We start from the raw sequence: 23682 nt of genomic DNA, 5'->3' as shown, positions 1-23682 counted from the left end.
TCGGGCGGCCGAACCGTGACACTCGGTCAGCGCAGGGCCCCCGATGACCCGGTTGCGACTGATTCGGCCGTCGGCCCCTCGACCGATCACGGTGACCGTGCGTCAGGAAACAAAGATTCCGATCGGCCCCTCCGGCCGGGCGCCGCCACGGCCACCGGGCCCGGCCCTCGTACCGTCGATTGCGGCGCCGTCCCCGCCGATGAGAGCCGGGTCACGTTCCCCGGCCCGGATGTCACACCACGGCGCCCGCTCCGCTCTCAGGATGCGACACCGACAGGAGGCACCCACCATGTCCGACACCTCACCACCCGGCCGCGCACGGGAGGCCGCCGGCGCCGCCGGCGCGGACGACCCCGCGGAGATCGCGACCCAGGTCTTCGTCGACCACCGCGAGCTGCTGTTCTCCATGGTCTACAACATGCTCGGCACCGTGGCCGACACCGAGGACGTCCTCCAGGAGACCTGGCTCGCCTGGGCCGCCCGCACCGGCTCCCCGCACGCGGAACCCGTCGAAATCCCGCGCGCCTACCTGGTCCGGATCGCCGTCAACAAGGCCCTGGCCCGGCAGGCCGCCGTCAGCCGGCTGCGCGAGACGTACGTCGGCCCCTGGCTGCCCGAGCCGCTCGCCACCGGCCTGGTCGCCGGGCCGGGGGGCGCCGGACCGGGCGGGGAAGGGCCGGGCGGGGACGGCGCGGAGGTGGTCGAGCGCGCCGAGTCGGTGTCGATGGCACTGATGGTCGTCCTGGAGTCGCTCACCTCGCTGGAGCGCGCGGTGTTCGTGCTGCACGAGGTGTTCGGCTACGCCCACACCGAGACCGCCGGGATCCTGGGCCGCAGCCCCGCCGCCGTACGGCAGCTGGCCCACCGCGCACGCGAGCACGTCCAGGCCCGCCGCCCGCGCTACCGGGCCGATCCCCGGGTGCAGCAGCAGGTCACCGAGCGGTTCGCCGCCGCCGTCCACGGCGGCGACCTGGAGGCGCTGCTGCGGCTGCTCGCGCCGGACGTGACGCTCTGGGCCGACGGCGGCGGCAAGGCCCCGGCCGCCGGTCTCGGACCGGTACACGGGCGGGAGCGGATCGGCCGGCTGCTGGCCGTCCGGGGCAGCCGGATCTCCGGCCACCTGGACATCCGCTACCGGCAGGTCAACGGCGGCCCGTCCGCGGTGCTGTTCCACCAGGGCTCGCCGTTCGCCGTCCTGGTCGTCGACCTGGAGCCGGACACCTCACTGGTCCGCGACATCTACTTCGTGACCAACCCCGACAAGCTCTCCCACCTCGACTGATCCCCTCCGCCGACCGCCACGGCCGTCAGCACCACCGACCCCGCAGCACCACCGAACCGCCAGCACCACGAATCGAAGGGACATCCCGTGATACTCCTCACCGGAGCCACCGGCGCCGTCGGCCGCCTGCTCGCCGACTCCCTCCTCGGCCGGGGCGCCGCCGTGCGCGCCGTCACCCGCGCGCCCGCGACCGCCGCCCTGCCCGCCGGAGTGCGGGTGGTCGAGGGCGACGCCGCCCTGCGGCCCGACCTGCTCGGCGACGCCCTGGCCGGCGTCGACGCGATCTTCCTGCACCCGCGTGTGGCCGGCGACCGGGCCGCCGAACTGCTGGCCCTGGCCCGGGAACGGGGCGTGCGCCGCGTGGTGGCGCTCGCCGCGATGAACATCGACGACCCGCTCGACGAGCAGCCCTCCCGCGCGGCCGGCGACCGGAACAGGGAGTGCGAGGAGGTGGCGGTGGCGAGCGGCCTGGAGTGGACCAGCCTGCGGCCCAGCTCCTTCGCCGGCAACACCGCCCGTGCCTGGGGCGGACAGCTCCGCGCCGGGGACGTCGTCCGCTACCCGTTCGGGGCGTTCCAGGAGTCGCTGGTCGACGAGCGCGACATCGCCGAGGTGGCCGCCCACGCGCTGCTCGGAAAGCTGCCCTCCGGCCGCCGCCTGGAGCTGACCGGCCCGCGGTCGCTCTCCCACCGGGAGACGGTCGCCGTGCTCGGTGGCGTGCTCGGCCGGGAGCTGCGGTTCGAGGAGATCCCGGCCGGGGCCGCCGCCGACGCCATGATCCGTGCGGGCATGCCCGCACCGTTCGTCCAGGCCCTGATGGCCAGGTACGCCCGCCATCTCGACCGCCCGCAGCACCCCGCCACCGGCGTCGTGCAGGAGATCCTCGGCCGCCCGGCGCGCGGCTACGACGCCTGGGCCGCCGACCACGCCGACGCCTTCGGCGGCTGACCCGCGAAACGCCGCGCCACCCCGGCACACCCCGTGAGCCGGGGCCCGGGCCCCGGCTCACGGGTCTCGGCCCACGACCCACGGCCCGGCACCCCCCGCAAACCCCGCAAACCCGCAAACCCGCAGACCCGCAGACCCCGCAGACCCCGCAGATCAAGGGAGCAGACCATGAAGATCACCGTCCTCGCGGCCACCGGCGGCATCGGACAGCAGATCCTCGAACAGGCCGTCGCCGCCGGCCACGACGTGACCGCCGTCGTCCGCAACCCGGCCCGGCTGACCCGGCCGGTGCGCAGCGTCACGGCCGACCTCGCGAATCCCGACCCCGCCGTCCTCGGCGCCGCCGTCGAGGGTGCCGACGCCGTCCTGTCCGGCCTGGGCGCGCGCTCCAACGCCGAGGCGGGGGTGGCCTGGCGGGGCACGCTCGCGGTCACCGGTGCGATGGCGGCGGCCGGCGTGCGGCGGATCGTCGTGGTGAGCGCCGCCCCGATCGGCACCGTCCCCTCACCGGCCCGCCCCACGCCGCCCCGGCACGATCCGGGTGACGGCTTCTTCATGCGGCACCTGGGCGCCCCGCTCACCCGGGTCTTCCTGCGCCCGCACTACGCCGACCTCGCCCGGATGGAGGACACCCTCCACGCCAGCGGGCTGGACTGGACGATCGTCCGGCCGCCCAAGCTCACCGACAAGGAGCTCACCGCGGACTACCGGACGGCGTTCGACCAGAACGTGCGGGGCGGCTTCTCCGTCTCGCGCGCCGACGTGGCCCACTGCATGCTCGCCGCGCTGGAGCGGCCCGAGACCGTCCACCACACCCTCGGCATGGCCGACTGAACCCCCGACGGGGAAGACCGGAGCCTCCTGTGCACATCGCCCATCTGACCGTCGCCATCGCGGTCATCGCCTACTGCGCCTTCTCGGCGGTCCTCGACTTCGCCCGCTACCAGCCGATCCTGGTCAACATGACCAGGGCCGGTGTCCCGCACACGTGGCTGCCCGTGCTCGGCGCCCTCAAGGGCGCCGGCGCGGTCGGTCTGCTGGCCGGGCTGATCGGCGTGCCGGTGGTCGGCACGGCCGCCGCCACCGGCATCGTGCTCTTCTTCGTCGGCGCGATCCTCACCCACCTGCGACCGGCCGGGGACGACGCGTACGGCCTGGCTCTCGGGTTCCTCCTCCCGGCGGTGGCGGTGCTGGCCCTGGGGCTGGCTGACTGACCGGGGGCCGGAGCACGGGCGGGAGTCACCGGCGGGCGGGCGCCTGGAGCGGGCGCCCCTGCGGGGCGGACCCGGCGGGCGGCACCGCGGGGTGGCCGCAGCCGGCCACCCCGCGCCCGGAACCGTCGAAAAAGCGGGTCGGGGTTCTTGACGTGCACAGTTGGTCTAGTCCACTTTGTTGGCTAGTACCCGTGCACCCGATCGGACCCGCCGGCCCCGCCGGGCCACCCCCACAGCCGTGCCCGGCAGCGCCGCCCTCCCCGTCCCGGAAGGCTCCCCCATGCCACGCGCACACCACCGCGGGACGACTCCCCGCACCACCGGGCTCCTCGCCGTCGGCGCCGCCGCCGTCCTCACCGTCGGCACGCTCGCCACCCTGACCGTGAACGCGAGCGCCGCCGACACCAACCTGCTCGCCAACGCGGGCTTCGAGAGCGGCTCACTCGGCGCCTGGAGCTGCTCGGCCGGCACCGGATCGGTCGTCAGCAGCCCGGTCCACGCCGGTTCCTACGCGCTCAGGGGCGCGGCGGGAAACAACGACACCGCGCAGTGCGGCCAGACCGTCGCCGTGAAGCCCAACACCGCGTACTCGCTCAGTGCCTGGGTGCAGGGCGCCTACGTCTATCTGGGAGTGACGGGCAGCGGGGTGACCGACCCGGCGACCTGGACGGCCGGTGGCGCCGCCTGGCAGCAGCTGTCGACAGGTTTCACCACCGGCGCGGCCACCACCAGCGTCACCGTCTACCTGCACGGCTGGTACGGGCAGGGCGCGTACGGCGCGGACGACGTGGTGCTCGGGGGGCCCGGCGGTACGCCGACCACCCCGCCGCCCACCTCGCCCTCCCCCTCGCCCTCCGGCTCGACGCCCGCGCCGAGCGGCACGCCCACCGCGCCGCCGCCCAGCGTGGCCGTGCCGGCCGCTCCGTACGTCGACATGGGCGCGTGGCCGACCCCTTCGCTGCCCGCGATGGCGACGGCCGGCAATCTCCGCTCCTTCACCATGGGGTTCGTGACCGGCGTCGGCTGCAAGGCCAGCTGGTTCAACGCCTACGACCCGCGCACGGGTTGGGCCAGGGACCAGGTCGACGCGCTGCGCGCGGCCGGCGGCGACGTCAAGGTGTCGTTCGGCGGCGCCGGCGGCACCGAACTCGCCGCCGCCTGCACCACGGTGGACTCGCTGTTCACCGAGTACGACGCCGTCGTCCGCGCGTACAACCTGCGGTACGTCGACTTCGACATCGAGGGCGCGGCCATCGCCGACACCGCCTCCAACAACCGCCGCGCCGCCGCACTCGCCAGGCTCCAGGCGGCGCACCCGGGGCTGAAGGTCTCCTTCACGCTGCCCGTGCTGCCGGAGGGCCTGACCGCCGACGGCGTCGCCGTGGTCCGGTCGGCCCGGGACGCCGGCGTCGACGTCAACCTGGTCAACGTGATGGCGATGGACTACTACCGCACCGGAGCCGACTACGGCGACGCGGCGGTACAGGCCGCCCAGAGCACCTACACCCAGCTCAAGTCGCTCTACCCGGCGAAGTCCGACGCCCAGCTCTGGGCTGCCGTCGGGGTCACGCCGATGATCGGCGAGAACGACGACCACCAGATCTACGACCAGGCGGACGCCCGACAGCTGGTCGCCTTCGCGAAGCAGCACCACCTCGGTGTCCTGGCCTTCTGGGACGCCACCCGGGACGCCAACGCCTGCACCGGGGCGCTGTACAAGTGCACCAACATCGCGCAGCAGCCCTACGAGTTCTCGAAGATCGTCGCGCAGTACACCGGCTGACACCATCTCGGCTGACACCACGTCGGCTTCCACCACGTCGGGTGCGACCGCGTCGGCTGCGACCGCGCCCGAGATCCGCCCGGTGGCCCGCCGGGCCCACACCCCGGCGGTCGCGCACATCCTGCCCGCCACGGCACGAGCGGCCCGGAACACACTGTTTCCGTTGCTCACACAGGTGTCGGCCTGGCCGAGGCAGTGGTCGTGACAGCTCGTGCCCGCTCGGATCGCCGGTCGGATTCGGCATCCAGTCCGGCGTACCGAAGTCGTCGGTCAGGGAAGGCTCGAAGAACAGCAGGTGTTTCCGGTCGACTCCCCGGACGGCGTTCATCACCTTCGCTTGGAAATGCTATCCACCGTCGGCCGGATTCGGCCGCGACACCCCGCTGGACACCGACGAGCCCGGCCGCCGTCCACGAGACGAAGCGGCCGGGCCGTGACGCCGCCGCACTTCCCCGCGCTCACCGCGCTCACCGGGACACGGCAGATCCCGGACGCGGGCCGAACGGCCGGTCGGCGGGGCGGGACCGGCGGGACCGGCGGCGCGGGCCCTGCCGGAGCCGTTCAGGGAGCCGCGAGCGCCGCCTGCGAACGGTCCGCCGCGATCCGCACGGCGAAGGCCGTCAGAGCCGTCCCCATCAGGTAGCGGTGCATCCTGGTCCAGAGCGGACGGCCGGCGAAGAACCGCGACACCGAACCGGCCGTCAGCACGAAGACGGCGTTCATGGACAGCCCGACCAGGATCTGGGTCAGGCCGAGCAGCATGCTCTGCACGCCGACGTGGCCGCGCGCCGGATCGACGAACTGCGGCAGCAGGGAGACGTACAGGATCGCGATCTTCGGGTTCAGCAGGCAGGTGAGCAGCCCCATCGCGAACAGCCTGGCCGGTGGATCGGCCTTCAACTCCCTCGGCGCGAAGGCCGATTCGCCGCCGGGCCGGACGGCCTTCCAGGCCAGCCAGAGCAGGTAGCCGGCGCCGGCCAGCTTGATCGCCACATAGATCTCGGGGACGAGCTCGAACACCGTGGCGATCCCGGCGGTGGCCGCGACCAGGTAGGTCAGGAAGCCCACGCCCACACCGGCCAGCGAGATGAGCCCGGCCCGGCGGCCCTGGGACACCGACCGGGACACCAGGTAGATCATGTTCGGCCCCGGTGTCAGCACCATGCCGAACGCGACCGCCGCGATCCCGGCCGTCGCCGCCGCACTCACCACCATGAACTCCGCCTCCCCCGTGGGCGCGAGCCCCCGACGGACCCGAGCACCGCCCCCACGGTAGCCGCACGCCATTCCGGGACGGCGCCGGGGTGACACCCCCGGCGACCGCTGCCGGGCAGGCTGCCCGGGTGACTCCTCCGGGCCGGTGCCACGGGCGGCGCCCGGACCGGGCGGGGTGCCAGGCGCCGCCCGAAAAGGGTTGTCAGCCGCGGACGGCGGCCCACTACAGTCCACCTCACGTCCGGGCGTGGCGCAGAGGCAGGCGCACCACCTCCGCAAGGTGGAGACGTCGGTTCGAATCCGACCGTCCGGGCGGTGCGGACCCGCGGGGTGGCGCCGGTGCACCGGAACGACCGACCGGAGGGGCCGGCTCGCATCCGGTCGAGGCCGTACCGGAGGCGCCGCCCCGGCAGGCGCCCTGCCGCTGCCGCGACCCGGCATGCCCCCGGCCGACGAGGCCGGCCTGCTGCCCGACCTCTCGCCGACCAACTCCTGGTCGGCGCGGCTGGGCGCCCTCGACCCCGGCGAGCTGCTGGAGACCCAGCTGGTGAACGCGCTCGCCCCGGCACTGCTCTGCGACCGGCTGCTTCCGCTGCTGCTCGCCTCCCCGCACCCCAGCCGCTACATCGTCAACGTGACGGCGGTGGAGGGCAGGTTCACCGTCCGCAACAAGACGGGCGGGCACCCCCACACCAATATGGCCAAGGCCGCCCTGAACATGCTCACCCGGACCAGCGCCGGAGAACTGGCCCGCCAGGGCGTGCACATGTGCGCGGTGGACACCGGCTGGATCACCGACGAGAACCCGGCGCCGAAGAAGTCCCGGCTGGCGCGCCTGGGCTTCCGCACCCCGCTGGACATCGTCGACGGCGCGGCCCGTGTCTACGATCCGATCGTCCGGGGCGAGGCCGGCTCGCCCGTCTCCGGTGTGTTCCTCAAGGACTACCGGGAGGCGGCCTGGTGACCGTCCGGCCGGAGCCGAGGGCGCGTCAGGACCGGACCGCCGCCGCAGTGGTGCGCGGCGTCCACCGGACGGCGCCCACCGTCGCGGCGGCGGGGCGCCGTCCGGGCCGGGGCTCACCCGGCCGGAACGCCCCGCAGGAAGGCGGCCTCGGTCGCCGGGTCAAGCCCGCACCGGTCGAGGTCCTCCCGGATCGGCGCGCCCTCGGCATGCCCGTGCTCGCGCCGGTCGCAGAGCCAGGCCCAGGTGTCGGCGACGGTCTCCCGGGCGGGGCGGACCCGCAGACCCGCGCCGAACGCCCTGGTCACGTCGCCCTGGTGCAGGCTGTCGTGCAGCTCCCCCGGCGGCAGCCAGAGCGGCAGGTCGGTCCACGGCTCGATGCCGGCGTCGACGATCCGCCGGGGATCCTGCCAGCGCAGCTCGGCGTCCGAACCGGTGACCCGGGCACAGATCTCCAGCAGCTCCCCCATGGTGGTCAGACCCGGGCGGCCGACCACGTTGTACGCGCCGCCGAGGCCACCCGCCGAGGCGTCCAGGATCCAGGCCGCGAGGTCACGGGCGTCGATGTACTGCAGCGGCAGCTCACGCGGGCCGGGTGCCAGCACCGGACCTCCCCGGGCGATCCGGTCCAGCCACCACGGCAACCGCCCGACGTTCTCACCGGGGCCGATCACCAGCCCGGCCCGGGCCAGCAGCGCACGCTCCCCGAACGCCTCCTGCGCGGCGAGCTCCCCGCCGCGCTTGGCACGCGCGTAGTCCACCGGCCCGTCGTCGTCCGGTGAGCCCTCGACCACCGGGTGGTCCTCCCCGGCGCCGGCCGGCACGGGGTCGGCGTACACCGACCGGCTGGAGACGTACGCGTAGTGCCCGGCGCGGTCGGCGAGCAGGCGGGCGGCGTCCCGGACGGCCACGGGCGCGGCCCGCCAGGTGTCCACCACCACGTCCCACTCACCCGCGCCGAGCGCGGCCAGCCCGCCCTCGGCCGTCCGGTCGCCGCGCAACGCGGTCACGCCCTCGGGCGGCTCGTGCCGACCGCGGTGGAAGACCGTGACGTCCCACCCGCGCGCGAGCGCGTCCTCGGTGACCGCCCGGCCCACGAACTCCGTTCCGCCCAGCACCAGTAGTCTCATGCCCCCGACTCTGCCCCGGGCCGGCCCGTCGGTGAACCCCCGCACGCTCTCGGCGGAATCGCTGAGAGCGGACGCGCGGACCCGCGACGGTCCGGGGGCACAGCCCGTGCGGCGGGCGATGCGGTCGGCCCGAGAGCACGCCGAGCGCGGCGAGCACCGGCGGCGCCCGACGCGCGCGGGAGGCGCGGAGCTGACTGACCCTCACCTCCGGAGCACCTTGAGGACTACGATCATTCGATGACGGATACCACGGAAACCGCGACGGAACTCACCGACCCGGCCTCCCGGTTCCCGCTGCTGCATGCCCCGCAGCACTGGGCCTGGGGTGGCTACGACGCCCAGTTCTCGACGGCCCTGCCGCCGGACGAACTGATCACCAACATCCATGTGGTCGGGTTCTCGGACGACCGGGTGGTGCTCTGCCGCGACGCCCGCGGCCACTGGTTCCTTCCGGGGGGCACCCGAGAGGCCGGTGAGAGCGTCGAATCGTGCCTGGCACGGGAGTTGCGCGAGGAGGCGGGTGCCCGGCTGACCGGAGCACCGGTCTGGATCGGCGCGCACAGATGTGTGACCGAGGACCCGGTGCCCTACCGTCCCTGGCAGCCGCACCCCGAGAAGGCGTGGCTCTGGGGCTGGGCCGAGGTGGACGTCGACTCCGCGCCGACCAACCCGGCGGACGGCGAGGAGGTCGTCGAGGTCCGCGCGGTCGATCCGCAGGAGGCGGGACGGCTGCTGGTGCACGCGCGCGAAGGGTGGTGGGGCGAACTCGTCCAGCTCGCGGTGGAGTCGCACGCCCGCCGCTGACGTGCCCGAACACGACTGTGCCCCACCCCTGGAAACGCCGGAGGGGTGGGGCACAGTCGTGTTCGGGCACCGCGGGGTCGTCGCGCGACCCCGGCTGTTACTTGGTGAGGCCCGCCTTGACGGAGCAGACCGGCCAGGCGCCGGGGCCCTGGGCGGCGAGCACCTTCTCGCCGATGGCGATCTGCTGCGCCTTGGTGGCCTGGTGGGCCTGCGGGGCGTACGAGGTGCCACCGAAGGCGGCCCAGGTGCTGGAGGTGAACTGCAGGCCGCCGTAGAAGCCGTTGCCCGAGTTGATGCTCCAGTTGCCGGTCGCCTCGCACTGCGCGACCTTGTCCCAGGTGGACGAGGAGGCGGCGGAGGCCGAGTTGGCCGTGACGAGGCCTGCCACCGGCAGGGCCACGACGGCCGCGCCCATGAGCGCCATCCGGGCCCGGCTGCGCTTGGTGGCGGCCTTGGCGGTGGTGGCGGTGGTGGCAGCGGCGGTCTCGTTACGGAAGGTCATGTATGTCCTCTCGGAAAACCCCGGGCAGGCATGCGGAACCAGACCCTGGACGGGCCGGGACTTCTCGCCTTCTTCGGATGAGCGCCGACCTGGCACGTCAGGGACGTACCGTCTCCATCCGGCTGAACCGGCGGGCCGCGCTGCGGGGGTGAACCCGGGTGGTGCTCGTTGCACCGACAACAACGAAGCTACGGACCTGCGAGGTTTGATTCAAGCATTCGGCGATCGTCGCAGGTCAATGCAGGGTTACCAGGTGTATGGATCAAGGAATATGCCGTGAATCGGCCCTTTTGACCGCATTTTCATGATCAAACACCCCCCGAGAGTGCCCCCGGTCACTCCGAAACCCCCGTGAGCCCGACCACACGCTCCACGGACCGTCACCACCGACCGACCCCCCGTCCAATCCCCGGCCGCTCGACCCCCTCGCCCGAGTGGCCGCGGCCACACTTGCCACGCAACGTCAGCAAGCGGACGCGCAGCGCGGGCGATCCGGGCTCCGCGCGCGCCGCGGCGGCACACCCCGCACCTCCACACACCCCCGCACGCGGCCGCACGCCCCCCGCGGCCCCGCGGCCCCCATGGCGCACGGGCGCCGGGGAACCGGCCCCGGACAGCCGAGAAGCCGGCCCCGGCCCTCGACCGCAGGACCGGAACCGGCTCGGTCCCGCTACCGGCCCGGGATCCAGACCGTGTGCGCCTGGCTGATCCGGGGCCGCGCGTCCACCTGCGGGAAGCCGACCTCCCGGGCCGCCAGCGTCAGCCGACTGGTGAAGGTGTCCATCGCCGCCTGCGACTCCCAGACGTCCGTCACCTCCACACCCGTCGGGGTCACCACGGCGACATGGGCGAGACACCCCTCGGCGGGCACCTCGCCCGACTCCACCTTGGCGCTCAGGGCGTCGTACTGCTGCTTGGTGACGCCGTCCAGCGTGATCTGCGCGAGGATCGCCATGCGAGCCCTCCTGATCGGTCGATGGCACCCCCCGCCGTCGTCGCGGCGGCCCGTTCCCAATCTCCGCCCGCGCCCGCACGCCTGCAACAGCGGCCGGGTGCAGCCGCCCCGGCTCCCACGCGTTCGGGCGCCGCCGGGTCGGCCGGGAATTCAGAGGTCTGAAACCCCCGCGCGGTGGACAGCATTGGCATGCCCACACTCGGCATGCCGGGCGGGCACCCCTGTAACCGAAGCCGACACACTGGAGAACGCATGAACACCCGCCGTGCTGCCGCCACCGTCGTCCTGGCGATGGCCCTGCTCCCCCTGGCCGCACCCGCCGCCGAGGCGAGCGGCACCAAGCTCTCCCAGTCCGCCGCCGCGAGCCAGTTCCGCGCCGCCGGCATCACCTGGAGTTCGAGCGGGAACTGCACCACCCGCTCCAACTCGACCTGTACCTCGTTCGAGCAGATCAACTCCGGCACCGTCAGCACGATCATCACGCTGAAGCAGTCCAGCGGCTGCGCCATCAACATCACCGGCGGCACCGAGGTCGGCCACGCCTCGGGCACCTACAGCCACTACAACGGCTACAAGGTCGACATCGCGCGCAACTCCTGCATCGACGGCTACGTGCAGAACAGCTTCAGCTACATCGGGTACCGCGGCGACGGATACCCGCAGTGGCAGGCCGCCTCCGGCAACCTCTACTGCAACGAGGGCAGCCACTGGGACGTCACCGTCTACTGACGCCGGTCCGCCGTCCGGCTCCCCCGCCGGAGTCCGCCGACGCCCCTCGGCCGCGCCACGGCAGGCCGGGGGCCGGCACGCGGGCAGTCGGCACTCAGGGGCCGGCACTCAGGGGCCGCGGCTCAAAGGCCGGGCGGACACTCCGACGCGTCCGCCCGGCCACCGATCCATGGGCCACGGCTACCAGTCACCGGTCACCCGGCCGACCTGCACCCGCCACGCTCCGCTCAGCGGCGGCCGGACCGCCGGTCCTGCCCGGAGCCCGAGCCGGATCCCGAGCCGGAGCCGGATCCCGAGCCCGAGCCGCCGGTCAGACCAGCCCGGCGCAGCGCGTCCGCCATGGCACTGTTGCCCGCGGGGGCCGGGGCACCCGCACCACCGGTGCCACCCGTACGCCCGGCACCGGCACCGGAGCCGGAGCCGGAGCCCCGACGGTCCTGGCGCGGCGGTCGCGGCCCACGGTCGCCACCGCGCTCACCACCCCGTTCACCACCGCGCTCACCACCCCGATCGCGGCCGCCGCCACCGGCCGAGGCGGCGGACGCGCCCACCTCGTCGTCGAGCCGCAGCGTGAGCCCGATCCGCTTGCGCGGCACGTCCACCGTGGTGACCCGTACCCGGACGATGTCGCCGGGCTTGACCACCTCGCGCGGGTCCTTGACGAAGGTCTTCGACAGGGCGGAGACGTGCACCAGACCGTCCTGGTGCACGCCCACGTCGACGAAGGCGCCGAAGGCGGCGACATTGGTCACGACGCCCTCCAGCACCATGCCGACCTCCAGGTCGCCGATCTTGTCGACGCCCTCCTTGAAGGTCGCCGTCCTGAACGCGGGGCGGGGGTCACGACCGGGCTTGTCGAGCTCGCCGAGGATGTCGGTGACGGTCGGGACACCGAAGGTGTCGTCGGCGAAGTCACCGGGGCGCAGCGCCCGCAGCGCGGGGCCGTTGCCGATCAGCGCGGGCAGGTCGCCGCCGGTGGCGGCGAGGATCCGGCGCACCACGGGGTACGCCTCGGGGTGGACGCCGGAGGCGTCCAGCGGGTCGTCGCCGCCGGGGACGCGCAGGAAGCCCGCGCACTGCTCGAAGGCCTTGGGGCCGAGCCGGGCGACGTCCTTGAGCGCCTTGCGCGTGCGGAAGGGCCCGTTGGCGTCGCGGTGCGCGACGATGTTGTCGGCGAGCGTCCCCGTGATCCCGGAGACCCGGGTGAGCAGCGGGGACGAGGCGGTGTTGACGTCCACACCGACCGCGTTGACGCAGTCCTCGACCACGGCGTCGAGCGAGCGCGAGAGCTTCACCTCGCTGAGGTCGTGCTGGTACTGGCCGACGCCGATCGACTTGGGGTCGATCTTGACGAGTTCGGCGAGCGGGTCCTGAAGGCGGCGCGCGATCGAGACGGCGCCCCGGATCGAGACGTTCAGCTCCGGCAGCTCCTGCGAGGCGTACGCGGAGGCGGAGTACACCGAGGCACCGGCCTCGGAGACCATCGCCTTGGTGAGCGTCAGCTCCGGGTGGCGCTTGATCAGGTCCTCGGCCAGCTTGTCGGTCTCGCGGGAGGCGGTACCGTTGCCGATCGCGATGAGGTCGACGTCGTGCTTCTTCGCCAGCGCGGCGAGGGTGGCGATCGAGGCGTCCCACTTGTTGGCGGGCTGGTGCGGGTAGATGGTGTCGTACGCGACGACCTTGCCGGTGGCGTCCACGACGGCGACCTTCACGCCGGTGCGGAAGCCCGGGTCCAGGCCCATGGTGGCGCGGGTCCCGGCCGGGGCGGCGAGCAGCAGGTCGCGCAGGTTGGCGGCGAAGACCCGGACGGCCTCGTCCTCGGCCTCCTGGCGCAGCCGGGTGCGCTGGTCGATGCCGAGCCGGACCAGGATGCGGGTGCGCCAGGCCCAGCGGACGGTGTCCCCGAGCCACTTGTCGCCGGGGCGGCCGTGGTCGGCGACCCCGAACCGGGCGGCGATCCGCTGCTCGTAGTCGCTCTGGCCGGGCAGGTCGGCGGCCTCCTGGCCGTCCTCGGGGGAGAGTTCGAGGTCGAGGACCTCCTCCTTCTCGCCGCGCAGCATCGCCAGGATGCGGTGCGAGGGGAGTTTGGTGAACGGCTCGGCGAAGTCGAAGTAGTCGGCGAACTTGGCGCCTTCCTGCTCCTTGCCGGCGCGGACGGTGGCGACCAGCCGGCCGCGCGTCCACATCCGGTCGCGCAGGGTGCCGATCAGGTCGGCGTCCTCGGCGAAGCGCTCGACCAGGATCGAGCGGGCGCCGTCGAGGGCGGCCGCACCGTCCGCGACCGACTCGTTGACGTAACCGGCCGCGGTGGCCGCCGGGTCGAGCCCCGGATCGGCCAGCAGCGCGTCGGCGAGCGGCTCCAGACCGGCCTCGCGGGCGATCTGCGCCTTGGTCCGGCGCTTGGGCTTGAACGGGAGGTAGATGTCCTCCAGCCGGGCCTTGGAGTCCGCGGCGAGGATCTGCGCGCGCAGGGTGTCGTCCAGCTTGCCCTGCGCCTCGACCGACTCCAGGATCGCGCTCCGGCGCTCCTCCAGCTCGCGCAGGTAGCGCAGCCGCTCCTCCAGCGCGCGCAGTTGGGCGTCGTCGAGCTCGCCGGTCGCCTCCTTGCGGTACCGCGCGATGAAGGGCACGGTCGAGCCGGCGTCGAGCAGGTCGACCGCCGCCTTCACCTGCCCCTCGCGGACGCCGAGCTCCTCGGCGATCTTGCGCTCTACTGCCCGCTGGGCCGCCTGTTCGACTGCCGTGCTCACGAAGCCGGTCACCTTCTCCAGTGTTGCCGCGTTGCTTTCCCCGTACGTCCTGCATTCTGGCAGCCCACGGCGCGGTGGACGCCCGCGACATCCGATCCTCCGGCGGCCGACCTCGTGGCCCGGTCCGGGCCCGGCTCGCGGCCGTACACTTCACGCCATGAACGACATGCCGCGCGAGCAGCTCGAACGTATCGTCCGACTCTCCGCCGGGAGCTACCTGCTGGTCACCACGTACAAGAAGGACGGCACGCCCGTCCCCACCCCCGTCTGGGTGGTGCGCGACGGCGACGCGCTGGGCGTCTGGACGGTGACCGACTCCTGGAAGGTCAAGCGCATCCGCAACCGCGCCGACGTCCTGGTCGGCCCATGCGACGTGCGCGGCAACCCCACCGGGGAGTCCGTCCCGGCGACCGCCGAGATCCTCGGTGCCGAGCGGACGGCCGCCTACCGGACGCTGCTGCGCCGCAAGTACGGCCTGCTCGGCATGGTGACGCTGCTGGGCAGCAAACTGCGCCGGGGGGACACGGGCACGGTCGGGATCAGGATCACGCTCGCGGACTGACGCGGGCCCCTGCTGGGGCGCGGGGCCGCCGGGGCCGCCGCTCGCCGGTGCCGGGCCGGCCACCGGGTGAGCTTGTACGATGGCCGCCCAGTCCACCGGAGGGAAGACGATGGCCGACCCGTTGAACCGCGCTCCGGTCTCCGCCCAGGAGCTGCTGCGCGACCAGGTCGCCAACGCCCTTCGCGTCGCGCTGATCTCCGGTGAACTGCGGCCCGGCACGGTGTACTCGGCCCCCGTGCTGGCCGCCGACTTCGGCGTCTCCGCCACCCCCGTCCGCGAGGCCATGCTCGACCTGGCCCGGGAGGGCCTGGTCGAGGCCGTCCGCAACAAGGGCTTCCGGGTCACCGAGCTCACCGAGCGCGACCTCGGGGACTACACCGAGATCCGCGCCCTGATCGAGGTGCCCACCGTCGGCCGGATCACCCGCACGGCCACCACCGCGGAGCTCAAGCAGCTCCGGCCGCTGGCCCGCGCCGTCGTGGACGCCGCGCGGACGCGCGACCTGGTCGCCTGTCTGGAGAGCGACCGCCGCTTCCACCTGGCGCTGCTCGCGCTGGCCGGCAACACCCGGCTGGTGGAGACCGTCGGCGAACTGCACGGCCGCGCCCGGCTGCACGACCTCACCCGGCTCGACCGGGCCGGCGAGCTGATGGCCTCCGCCGAGGAGCACCTCCAGTTGCTCGACCTGATGCTCGGTGGCGACGCCGCCGCCGCCGAGGAGTTCATGGCCCACCACCTCGGGCACCCCCACCCGTACGCGACGGCCGCCGCCCACTGACAGCGGCCGTGCCGTGCGGCCGGAAGGCCGGTCGTGGCAGGCTGGCCCCGCACACCGGCACAGCGGAGGAGGGACGGCAGGCGTGTTCGTCAAGATCTGTGGTCTGAGCACCATCCGGGACATCGAGGCCGCGGTACGGGGCGGCGCGGACGCGGTGGGCTTCGTGCTGACCGAGAGCCCGCGCCGGGTGAACCCGGCACTGGTGCGCGAGCTGGTCGAGGCGGTGCCCGCGAAGGTGCTCACGGTGGCGGTCTTCCGCGACGAGCCGGCCGACGAGGTACGGCGCGCCGTCCGCGCGGCGGGCGTCGGCGCGGTGCAGCTCCACGGCGATCACCCTGCCGACGCCTTCGCCGAACTGCGCGACCTCGGGCTGACGCTGGTCCGCGCCACCTCCGCCGCTTCCGCCGCCGGAGCCGCCGCCGGCGACTTCGGCGAGGACCTGCTGCTGCTCGACTCCCCCGTACCGGGCTCCGGCGAGAGCTGGGACTGGTCCGAGCTGGGCACCACCCCGCCGGCCGGCCGCTGGCTGCTGGCCGGCGGCCTGACCCCCGCGAACGTCGCCGAGGCCGTCACCCTGGCCCGCCCCTGGGGCGTGGACGTCTCCAGCGGCGTGGAGATCAGGCGCGGCGTGAAGAGCCCCGACCTGATCGAGGAGTTCCTCCGCCGGGCCAAGGCGGCCGGGTAGGCGGCCTCAGCGCATCGCGTCCAGCGCTCACGACACGGCGTGGTCCATGGGACGTCGATGACCGGACGCCCTCCGCTGACTGGAACCCGCCGCTTTGGGCAGCGCCCGTCCGCTGACGTTGCCGTCAACTACTGCCCTCAGAGCCTCTCAGCTCAGACGCCACAGCGGCCCCACCGGAAAAGCACCCCGGTGGGGCCAATCTTGGCTATCTGGGCCCTTCAATTATATAGCGATTAGACTCTCGGCTAAATGTCTCCACCACTTCATGGGCTTGCAATCCAAACTCAACTTCCGCCCATCGGAGCATGGCGACAGAAAGCCCTTCCAGTTGGAAATCTGACTCAACATATGAGATCGACTCAATTACCAGCACCACGGCGTGAGAGCCGATCTTCGCCGTGATCTCACGAGAGACATACCGCAATCCCTTGGCAACTTCGTCCTTCTCGGGATCCGTAAGCATTGAGCCGCTGGGAAACTCCAACCAGAGCTGATCCTCGCGGGATATCCGCACCCCCTCCACAGAAGCACGCTGTTCAACGCGCGCCGTGATCGCAATGCGGATCCCCCACGAGGACTTGATCAATCGATAGACATATGTGCTGGTCATCCCGACTCGCCAAAGTTCAGTAGGTGAAAGATATCGGAGGAGAAGTAGTTTTCCGTTCCGCGTGCTGTCGGCCGGGTTGTGTAGTCCAATCCATGACGAGTAAACGTCAGGACCGAAATGCGCACGATATGGCTCCGTGGGGAACGGATCCCCTCCTGACGTCAGCCGGGAAGCATCTTCCGGCCCCTGCACCGTATGGAATTCAGTAGTCGGTCCACAAGTATTGTGCACCAAGATCGGCGCGGTGCCTGCCATCACATAGTACGCGTGAAAGCCAGCGACGGTCAGGTTATACATGACCGCCGGCCCCGCGACCGCCCGTGCCTTCACCACGGTGACACGGCCCTTTACGGCCGACTCTAGGACATGCCCCTCCTTGAGCCCCTTCGCAGGGATCTAGGAACTCTCCGTTGCATCCCAGAACGGTTGTTCCGCAGTAGTGTTTATGGTGAACTCGTTACCGCTACCCGAGCGAACCGTGAGAGTGACTAGATCAGCGTCGGTGCGCACCCAGGTAGCAATGACAGTCCGATTCCCCTCAGCAGTGCCTCCAGAGACTTCGGGGTCGGCGGACTTGACCTCATCACCGGATCGAATATCAGCGATTGGCTTTGTACAGCTGTCGCTCATCAGGACGAGGGTGGATGCAGAGAAGCTGCAGAAGTTTCCCGTTGGCTCCGCCGCCTTCTTCGGCAGGAGCTTACCGAACAGAGCCTTCAGATCTCCGGCGTCTTTTGCCGCCTTGATGAATCGTGCGCCCCTGACAGCTCCCCTGGCGATCTCTACGCCGTCGATCGCTACCTCGACGACGGCTTCCGTAACCTCCCCCGCCACATAGGACGGGTCATCATGCGATATTCCGAATAGATCGGCTGCCGGGTGCGTTGCAGGCGCAACGGTCGTAGGCCCAGGTATACCCATTCTGTTGCTGGCACCGGAAATTGAGTTCCGGAAACCGACATAGGGGCTAATCGATCCCACATAACCAACTGCGTTGTCTACGGCTCCGGCCAGGAATTTCCCCGTCGACTTTGCCGCCTTTTTGCACCAGCCGCAGCTCCAGAGCCCGGAAGGGTCGCTGAGGTTTATGGGATCGTTGTTGCCGTAGGCGTACCCATTGATCTGCTGCGGATTGGTCAGGTCCAGAACCGGGTCGACCGAGACGAAGCGCCCGTTGGCGGTGTCGTACTCCCGAGCGCCCAGGTGGGTGAGGCCCGTTCGAGGTGTCGGTGGTTCCGCCGACGAAGCCCTTGTCGGTGGGGCGGGTGGTGGGCTGGGTGCCGCGCGGGCCGCCGAACGGGGTGGTGGTGGTGCGGGTGTACGCCATGGTGGTGGCGTTGACGGTGACCTGGCCGGTGTTCTGGCGGTCCGGCAGGAGGTAGTTCAGGCTGCCGTCGGAGCCCTTGACGATGGTGCTGGTGCCGGCCGTGATGTAGCGGGTGCCGGTGACCTGGGTGGTGGCCTTGGTGAGTTTCAGCTCCTGGCCGGGGAGGTAGAGGGTGGTCGCGTCGGGGTCGCGGCGCAGGAGCCGGTTTCCGTCGGCGTCGTACAGGAAGGTGGTGTCCTTGCCTGCGATGGTGGACTTGGCGAGGTGGCCTTCGGAGTCCCAGACGAGGGTCTGGTCTCCCTCGGCCGTGACGCGACGGACGGTGTTGCCTGCGGTCTCGTAGGTGAAGGTGTCGGTAGGCGCTCCGGTACCGGTGGTGTCCACGCGGGCCAGGGCGTGAGGCTGGGTGCTCCCCGGGGTGGGGTAGGTGGAGGCTCGCTGGACGGGATCGCTCAGCGTGGAGGTGGCGCTCTGCGGCATCTGGGCCCAGGGGAGCCAGTTGCTGGTGACGGCGGAGCGCTTGGTGTAGTTGAGTGCGCCGCCCGCCACGGTGACGAGCTTGAGGTCGCCGCCGGAGTTGACGACTGCCGACCAGAGCGGCTGGGTGAGCGCACCCACTGCTGAACTGACGTTGCCCCAGGCCCGCCAGGAGGTGTCGGGGTGGCGGACGGTGTGCCAGATCTGGCCACCGGCCAGCGCGTCTCCGGCGGCCTCAGCGGTGCCACCGCCGCGGTGCTCTCGCCGGGGGGCGGCGGTACCGTCAATCTCTTCGCCCGCACCACGGACGGCCACATCGCCGTCTTCGGTCAGACCGGATCGACCTCCGCCTGAGCAGCGGCAGCTCCCCCGACGCCACCTCCCCCGTCTTCGCCGGCGACCCCGGCGTCACCATCGCCGCGAGCGGCGCCATGATCGTCACCGCCGTCGATGCCTCCGGTGCCACCTGGGCCATCGACCAGGGCGCACCCGGGGAGGCCTTCCGCACCTGGTACCGCCTCTGATCCGGCCGGTTCGTCCCGTCGTGTGACGGCATGGCGAATGGCAGCCACGCCGGAGGTCCGGGCGCCGCGCAGGCGCTCGGGCCTCCGGCGTCGCTCCGGGGCGGGCCGGTCAGGCCATCCAGAAGAAGACCGCCGTCATGCGCTTCTCCGCCAGGGTGCTGCCCCAGTAGCCGGTGGCGCTGTGGATCATGTTGGAGGTGTAGAGCAGCAGGCGGTTGTAGCGGTGCGGCACGCGGACGTCCTCGGTGAAGTGGTCCGCGGGGACGTAGCGGGTGCCGAGGGCCTCGACCAGGTTGTTGTGCGGGGCCGTCACCATGTTCCCGCCGAGCAGTCCGCCGGGCAGGCTCTGCCGGTAGAAGCTGGTGCCGGCGTCCTTGGGCACGTCGGGGTTGAGGTAGAGCACGGCGGCGTAGCGGCAGAGTGCGCGCGAGTCGGTGTGCGGACGGGATTCGCACTCGTCCTTGCCGACGACCTGGACGCAGTTGTGGTTGAGGGTGGCGCCGCCCGGAGCGGTCTCGGGCCAGATCCTCCGAGCGCCGGTCGCCTTCATCACCAGCCGTTCCACCCGCGCCAGTTCGGCCGGCTCCAGACCGGGCATGGTGCGCAGGCCGGGCCAGCTCTCCGGCTTGTGCGGGTACCCCTCGGCCCAGTCGTCCCGGGCGAGGACGCGGGCGCGCACGGCGTCGATGTTCGGCAGGACGTCGTCGATGAGCCAGTAGTCCCTGTCACGCGTGGGTTTGCGGTAGGGCAGGACCGGGAGGGCGGAGGTCCTCTGGGGGTGTGAGGGCATGCGGCCGACCATAGTTGGGGTGTTTGTCGGCGTTCTCCCGTCGTTTGGTCAATGTTCTGTCAAATCGGCTCCCGGTACCGGCGCGCCTCAGCCCTGCCGGGCGTCACGGACGGGAGTGATGATCTCGTCGACGAGCCACTGCGCGGCGCCTCGCGGGTACGGGCTGCGCAGGCTGAGCACGATGTGCGTGAAACCCGCGGCGATGAGCTCCAGGATCGTCGCCCGGTCACCGGCGGGGTCGTCGTAGGAGACGGTGAACTGGACGGAGCGGGTGATCGTTCGCGGGTCGCGCCCGATGGCCGCGCAGTGGTCGTCCAGCACGCGGCCGCGCTCGGCCAGGTACCCGACGGCGTGGTGCGGGGGGCCGGGGATGTTCCAGATGTCCGCCTGCTCGGCCACCAGGCGCAGGGTCCGCGTGCCCCAGCCGCCGATCAGCAGCGGCGGCCCCGGCCGCTGGACGGGCTTGGGGTCGTTGCGGTTCCCCCTGAGCGTGTAGTGGCGGCCCTCGTGGTCGAAGACGTCCTGCGTCCACATGCCCCGGAGGATGTCGACGGTCTCCGCCAGCCGGGCGATGCCCTCGGCCGGCGGCACGAGGGTCAGGCCGTACCCCTCGTACTCGGCGACCGCGGGGTTCACCCCGGCGATGCCCCCGGCGCCGGGGGGCTGGTGGGTGCCGCCCACCCCGAGCCCCATGACCAGGCGTCCGCCGGAGATCACGTCGACCGTGGTGGCGATCTTGCCCAGGACGGCCGGCTCCCGCACCCGGTTGCTGGTGACCAGCAGGCCGAGCCGCAGGCGCCGGGTCTGCGCGGCGAGGGCGCTCAGCAGCGTCCAGCCTTCGAGCACCTGCCCGTCCTTCGGGCCCGCGATCGGCATCAGGTGATCCCACAGCCACGCGTCCGCGATCTCCGGCAGCGCGTCGGCCTCCTCCCAGACCCGGCGGATCTCGTCGTAGGTGGCCCGCATCGGTGTGGTCTTGACCCCGAAGGTCAGCTGAATCCGGTGTTGCTCGCCCATGGTGCTCACGCGCCCTTCGGTTCGGTGCGCCGTCGCGGCGGGCGACGGCAGATATCATCACCATAGCCGATCGTCAGTGCTACTGACGATCAGGGGCGTCTAGGCTGTCTGCATGACCGGCGACAGCTCCACCGACCTCCTCACCTCCCGCCTCGGCTACCTGTTCAAGCACGCCCACCTGCAGCTGACCGAGGCGTCCACGCGGGCGCTGGAGCCGTTCGGGATCGGCGGCCGGGAGCTCGCCGTCCTCGCCGTGCTCGCCGGCGAGGACCCGCTCTCCCAGCTGGAGGCGGCCGGCCGCCTCGGCGTCGACCGGACGACGATGGTGGCACTGGTGGACGCGCTGGAGGGCAAGGCCCTCGTCGAGCGCCGCCGCAGCGAACGGGACCGGCGGCGCAACATCGTGCAGCCGACCCCTGCCGGCCGGGATCTGCTGCACCGCGCCGAGCAGACCCGCCGGGAGACGGAGCGGCGGTTCCTGGCCCCGCTCGCGCCGGCGGACGCGGACGGGCTGGTGCGCGCACTGCAGACCCTGGTGACCTCCCGGCCGACCGCCGACTGACGCCCGGAACGACGGCCGGTCGAACCCTGCGGGCACGGCGCCCGGCGCGGTCCAAGCCGTCCTGCGCGAGGGGCGGCGACGACGACGCGGCCGCCCGAGACTGGGTGGCACCGTCAGCCGGGCGGCCACTCCTCGGCGGCAGGGCCACCAGTTCCACCCGGACGCGCACCAGCGCCCGCCCCGCCCCGGCGACCTCGCCCGCGAACACGGTCGCGCCCTCGAACGGCCCACCGTCGTCCAACACCCGGAACAGATAGGCCCGTACGGGCGCCATCACCTCCTTGAGCGTCCGCGGGCGCCGGCCGGTCTCACCCAGGGGCGGCGTCACGCGGTCGACTCCCCCGGCAGACCGTCCGGGCCGACGACCGCCCAGACGACTTTGCCGTTCCCACCCGTCCGTGGGCAGCACCCCCAGGCCAGCGCCAACTCCCTGACCAGCCGGAGACCTCGCCCGGACTCCGCCTCGACCGTCAGCTCCCGTACTCGGGGCAGTTCGCCGCCCGCGTCCGCGACCTCGATCCGCAGGTGCCCGGCCGCCACCCGGCAGCGGAGCTCGATCACCCGCCCGGCCGGCATTCGGACGTGCTCAACCGCGTTCGCGACCAGCTCGCTGACCAGCAACTCGCCTACCTCCAGCAGTTGTTCGCCGCCCTCCAGGCCCTCCAGGAGGCGCCTCAGCAGCAGCCTGGCCACACCGGCCGACCTGCGGTGGTGCGGCAGTAGGACGGCACACTCGCCTGCCACGGCGTCCGGTCTGTCGAGGATTTCGGGCATGGCGGGGCCACCTCCGGGGAGCGGGAAGACGTGACCGGGGGCGCACGAACGGAACGCCGGGCGCGCGAGGTCACGCAGAGCGAGCAGATCGACTCGTTCCGCCACCAATCATCGGTCGCTGTCGTTACGGTGACGAGTGATCGGCCGGTACCACCGACTTCTCTGGCACCAGGGGGCGCCCGCATGACCCGTCGACCGTCGAGCGGCCCTCATCTGCGGTCGAGCGCCGCATCCCTGTTCGGGACGCTGCTCCGGCGCACCCGCGAGGCCAAGGGCATGTCGCAGGGGGAGCTGGCGCGGCTCATCCCGTGCAGCCGCCCGCAGATCACCCGGATCGAGCAGGGGTTGCGGGTGCCGCAGTACTCGCTCGTGACGGCCTGCGACACGATCCTCGACACCGGCGGGGAGCTGCTGTCGATCTGGGAGGAGGTCGACTGGTACGCGCAGGTGGAGCATCCGGACTGGTTCCAACGGTTCGTACGACTCGAAGCCAAGGCGGTCAGCATTCAGGAGTTCCAGACCCCTTGGATCTCCGGGCTCCTGCAGACCGAGGCGTACGCCCGAGCGATCCTCACCGTCGGAAACGTGACCGGCGACGAGCAGCTCCTCGAGGAGCGGGTGACCGCCCGACTCACCCGTCAGCACCGTGTCACCGGCCCGGACGCACCACTCCTGACCGTGATCCTCGCAGAGACGGCGCTGCGCCAGACGGTCGGTGGTCGGCAGGTGATGCACGACCAACTCCTGCATCTTCTAAGGATGGGAGGACGCAGGAACGTGACGGTCCAAGTGGCCCCCTTCGCTCTCGGCGAGCTCAACCGACTGAGCACCTCCTTGATCATCCTGACCTCGCCCGAGGGCAGGAAGTGCGCCTACTCCGAGACGCTGGCGCACGGCCACTTCCTCGAGAATCCGCAGAAGGTACAGGAGTGGCAGCGGCGGTACGATCAGCTCAGGGGTGACGCGCTCTCGCGTCAGGACAGTGCACGCCTGATCCGCAGCGTGATGGAAGGACTGCTCAACATGAGCTCCACCGCCCCCGACCTCTCCAGGGCCGTCTGGCGAAAGGCCAGTTACAGCGGGCCCGAAGCCGGCAACTGCGTCGAGGCCGCCACCGGTCTCCCCGGTCTCGTCCCCGTCCGCGACTCCAAGGACCCGGCCGGCCCGGTCCTCGTCTTCCCGGCGGCCGCCTGGGCGTCCTTCGTCACCGCAGTCCGCTCCGGCGAGTTCCCCGCCTCCGTCTGACACCCAGGACAGGCGGCCGCCACAGACCCCTTACCAGCAGGCCACTCGTTCCCCACCA

Annotated in this window: 20 protein-coding genes, 1 tRNA gene and 3 pseudogenes; 15 read left to right on the top strand and 9 right to left on the bottom strand. The window is 72.1% G+C overall.

What is annotated here, in order from left to right:
- The first annotated feature begins 289 nt into the window (after positions 1–289).
- The 5 genes from OG823_RS26900 (at position 290) to OG823_RS26880 (ending at position 5227) form a co-directional block, all read left to right on the top strand.
- Complete coding sequence (locus tag OG823_RS26900) at positions 290–1282, top strand: sigma factor-like helix-turn-helix DNA-binding protein (protein WP_371482522.1); 993 nt, start codon at positions 290–292, stop codon at positions 1280–1282.
- 87 nt (positions 1283–1369) lie between these two features.
- Positions 1370–2230 (top strand): NAD(P)H-binding protein, encoded by an 861-nt coding sequence (locus OG823_RS26895; protein ID WP_371482521.1) that lies wholly within the window; start codon positions 1370–1372, stop codon positions 2228–2230.
- A 168-nt stretch (positions 2231–2398) separates the two neighbouring features.
- Positions 2399–3064, top strand: a complete 666-nt coding sequence (locus OG823_RS26890) for an NAD(P)-dependent oxidoreductase (RefSeq protein WP_371482519.1) — start codon at positions 2399–2401, stop codon at positions 3062–3064.
- A gap of 29 nt (positions 3065–3093) precedes the next feature.
- On the top strand, positions 3094–3444 hold the full coding sequence (locus OG823_RS26885) for a DoxX family protein (RefSeq protein ID WP_371482517.1): 351 nt from the start codon (positions 3094–3096) through the stop codon (positions 3442–3444).
- Between the two features lie 280 nt (positions 3445–3724).
- Positions 3725–5227, top strand: coding sequence for a carbohydrate binding domain-containing protein (locus tag OG823_RS26880; RefSeq protein WP_371482515.1), 1503 nt, complete (start codon positions 3725–3727; stop codon positions 5225–5227).
- Positions 5228–5788: 561 nt separating this feature from the next.
- Here OG823_RS26880 and OG823_RS26875 read toward each other — a convergent pair.
- Positions 5789–6439, bottom strand: coding sequence for a LysE family translocator (locus tag OG823_RS26875; RefSeq protein WP_371484668.1), 651 nt, complete (start codon positions 6437–6439; stop codon positions 5789–5791).
- Positions 6440–6683: 244 nt separating this feature from the next.
- Between OG823_RS26875 and OG823_RS26870 the strand changes: the two genes are divergently transcribed.
- Positions 6684–6755 (top strand) — tRNA-Ala (locus OG823_RS26870).
- 93 nt (positions 6756–6848) lie between these two features.
- Positions 6849–7406 (top strand): annotated as a pseudogene (locus tag OG823_RS26865) (SDR family oxidoreductase); the annotation flags it as partial.
- 113 nt (positions 7407–7519) lie between these two features.
- Here OG823_RS26865 and OG823_RS26860 read toward each other — a convergent pair.
- Positions 7520–8533: an NAD-dependent epimerase/dehydratase family protein gene (locus OG823_RS26860; protein WP_371482513.1), complete on the bottom strand. Its 1014-nt coding sequence runs from the start codon at positions 8531–8533 to the stop codon at positions 7520–7522.
- A gap of 237 nt (positions 8534–8770) precedes the next feature.
- Between OG823_RS26860 and OG823_RS26855 the strand changes: the two genes are divergently transcribed.
- Positions 8771–9337: an NUDIX hydrolase gene (locus tag OG823_RS26855; protein WP_371482512.1), complete on the top strand. Its 567-nt coding sequence runs from the start codon at positions 8771–8773 to the stop codon at positions 9335–9337.
- Positions 9338–9437: 100 nt separating this feature from the next.
- Here the strand turns inward: OG823_RS26855 and OG823_RS26850 are convergent.
- Positions 9438–9761 (bottom strand): annotated as a pseudogene (locus OG823_RS26850) (transglycosylase family protein); the annotation flags it as partial.
- Between the two features lie 748 nt (positions 9762–10509).
- Positions 10510–10794 carry a hypothetical protein gene (locus OG823_RS26845; RefSeq protein WP_371482511.1) on the bottom strand — a complete coding sequence of 95 codons (285 nt, stop codon included), beginning with the start codon at positions 10792–10794 and terminating at the stop codon, positions 10510–10512.
- A 252-nt stretch (positions 10795–11046) separates the two neighbouring features.
- Between OG823_RS26845 and OG823_RS26840 the strand changes: the two genes are divergently transcribed.
- Positions 11047–11523: a hypothetical protein gene (locus OG823_RS26840; protein WP_371482509.1), complete on the top strand. Its 477-nt coding sequence runs from the start codon at positions 11047–11049 to the stop codon at positions 11521–11523.
- 227 nt (positions 11524–11750) lie between these two features.
- Here OG823_RS26840 and OG823_RS26835 read toward each other — a convergent pair whose 3' ends face one another.
- The gene (locus OG823_RS26835; RefSeq protein ID WP_371482508.1) at positions 11751–14273 is read right to left on the bottom strand and encodes a Tex family protein; all 2523 of its coding nucleotides are present in this window, start codon (positions 14271–14273) and stop codon (positions 11751–11753) included.
- A 157-nt stretch (positions 14274–14430) separates the two neighbouring features.
- Here OG823_RS26835 and OG823_RS26830 point away from each other — a divergent pair, with 157 nt between their 5' ends.
- From OG823_RS26830 to OG823_RS26820, 3 genes are all read left to right on the top strand, one after another.
- Positions 14431–14835, top strand: coding sequence for a PPOX class F420-dependent oxidoreductase (locus OG823_RS26830; protein WP_371482507.1), 405 nt, complete (start codon positions 14431–14433; stop codon positions 14833–14835).
- A gap of 109 nt (positions 14836–14944) precedes the next feature.
- Positions 14945–15613, top strand: a complete 669-nt coding sequence (locus tag OG823_RS26825) for a GntR family transcriptional regulator (RefSeq protein WP_371482506.1) — start codon at positions 14945–14947, stop codon at positions 15611–15613.
- A gap of 82 nt (positions 15614–15695) precedes the next feature.
- Positions 15696–16298: a phosphoribosylanthranilate isomerase gene (locus OG823_RS26820; protein WP_371482505.1), complete on the top strand. Its 603-nt coding sequence runs from the start codon at positions 15696–15698 to the stop codon at positions 16296–16298.
- A 205-nt stretch (positions 16299–16503) separates the two neighbouring features.
- Here the strand turns inward: OG823_RS26820 and OG823_RS26815 are convergent.
- Positions 16504–18111: pseudogene (locus tag OG823_RS26815) on the bottom strand (polymorphic toxin-type HINT domain-containing protein).
- A gap of 784 nt (positions 18112–18895) precedes the next feature.
- Between OG823_RS26815 and OG823_RS26810 the strand changes: the two are divergent.
- On the top strand, positions 18896–19066 hold the full coding sequence (locus tag OG823_RS26810) for a hypothetical protein (protein WP_371482504.1): 171 nt from the start codon (positions 18896–18898) through the stop codon (positions 19064–19066).
- Between the two features lie 279 nt (positions 19067–19345).
- Here the strand turns inward: OG823_RS26810 and OG823_RS26805 are convergent, their stop codons facing one another.
- The gene (locus OG823_RS26805; protein WP_371482502.1) at positions 19346–20026 is read right to left on the bottom strand and encodes a DUF6445 family protein; all 681 of its coding nucleotides are present in this window, start codon (positions 20024–20026) and stop codon (positions 19346–19348) included.
- A gap of 87 nt (positions 20027–20113) precedes the next feature.
- Entirely contained in the window at positions 20114–21043 is a 930-nt protein-coding gene (locus tag OG823_RS26800; protein WP_371484667.1) for an LLM class flavin-dependent oxidoreductase, read from the bottom strand.
- Positions 21044–21155: 112 nt separating this feature from the next.
- On the opposite strand from OG823_RS26800, the gene OG823_RS26795 reads away from it, so the two are divergent.
- Entirely contained in the window at positions 21156–21605 is a 450-nt protein-coding gene (locus OG823_RS26795) for a MarR family winged helix-turn-helix transcriptional regulator (protein WP_371482500.1), read from the top strand.
- Between the two features lie 324 nt (positions 21606–21929).
- On the opposite strand, the gene OG823_RS26790 is transcribed toward OG823_RS26795, so the two are convergent.
- A complete protein-coding gene (locus tag OG823_RS26790; RefSeq protein WP_371482498.1) occupies positions 21930–22379 on the bottom strand; it encodes an ATP-binding protein in 450 nt (149 codons plus the stop codon).
- A 183-nt stretch (positions 22380–22562) separates the two neighbouring features.
- On the opposite strand from OG823_RS26790, the gene OG823_RS26785 reads away from it, so the two are divergent.
- Positions 22563–23624 carry a Scr1 family TA system antitoxin-like transcriptional regulator gene (locus OG823_RS26785; RefSeq protein WP_371482496.1) on the top strand — a complete coding sequence of 354 codons (1062 nt, stop codon included), beginning with the start codon at positions 22563–22565 and terminating at the stop codon, positions 23622–23624.
- Positions 23625–23682 lie beyond the last annotated feature (58 nt).

It is taken from the genome of Kitasatospora sp. NBC_00315, from assembly GCF_041435095.1.
Taxonomy (GTDB): domain Bacteria; phylum Actinomycetota; class Actinomycetes; order Streptomycetales; family Streptomycetaceae; genus Kitasatospora.
Note: the sequence above shows the minus strand (reverse complement) of the source record. Positions and strands in the feature narration are given on the sequence as shown.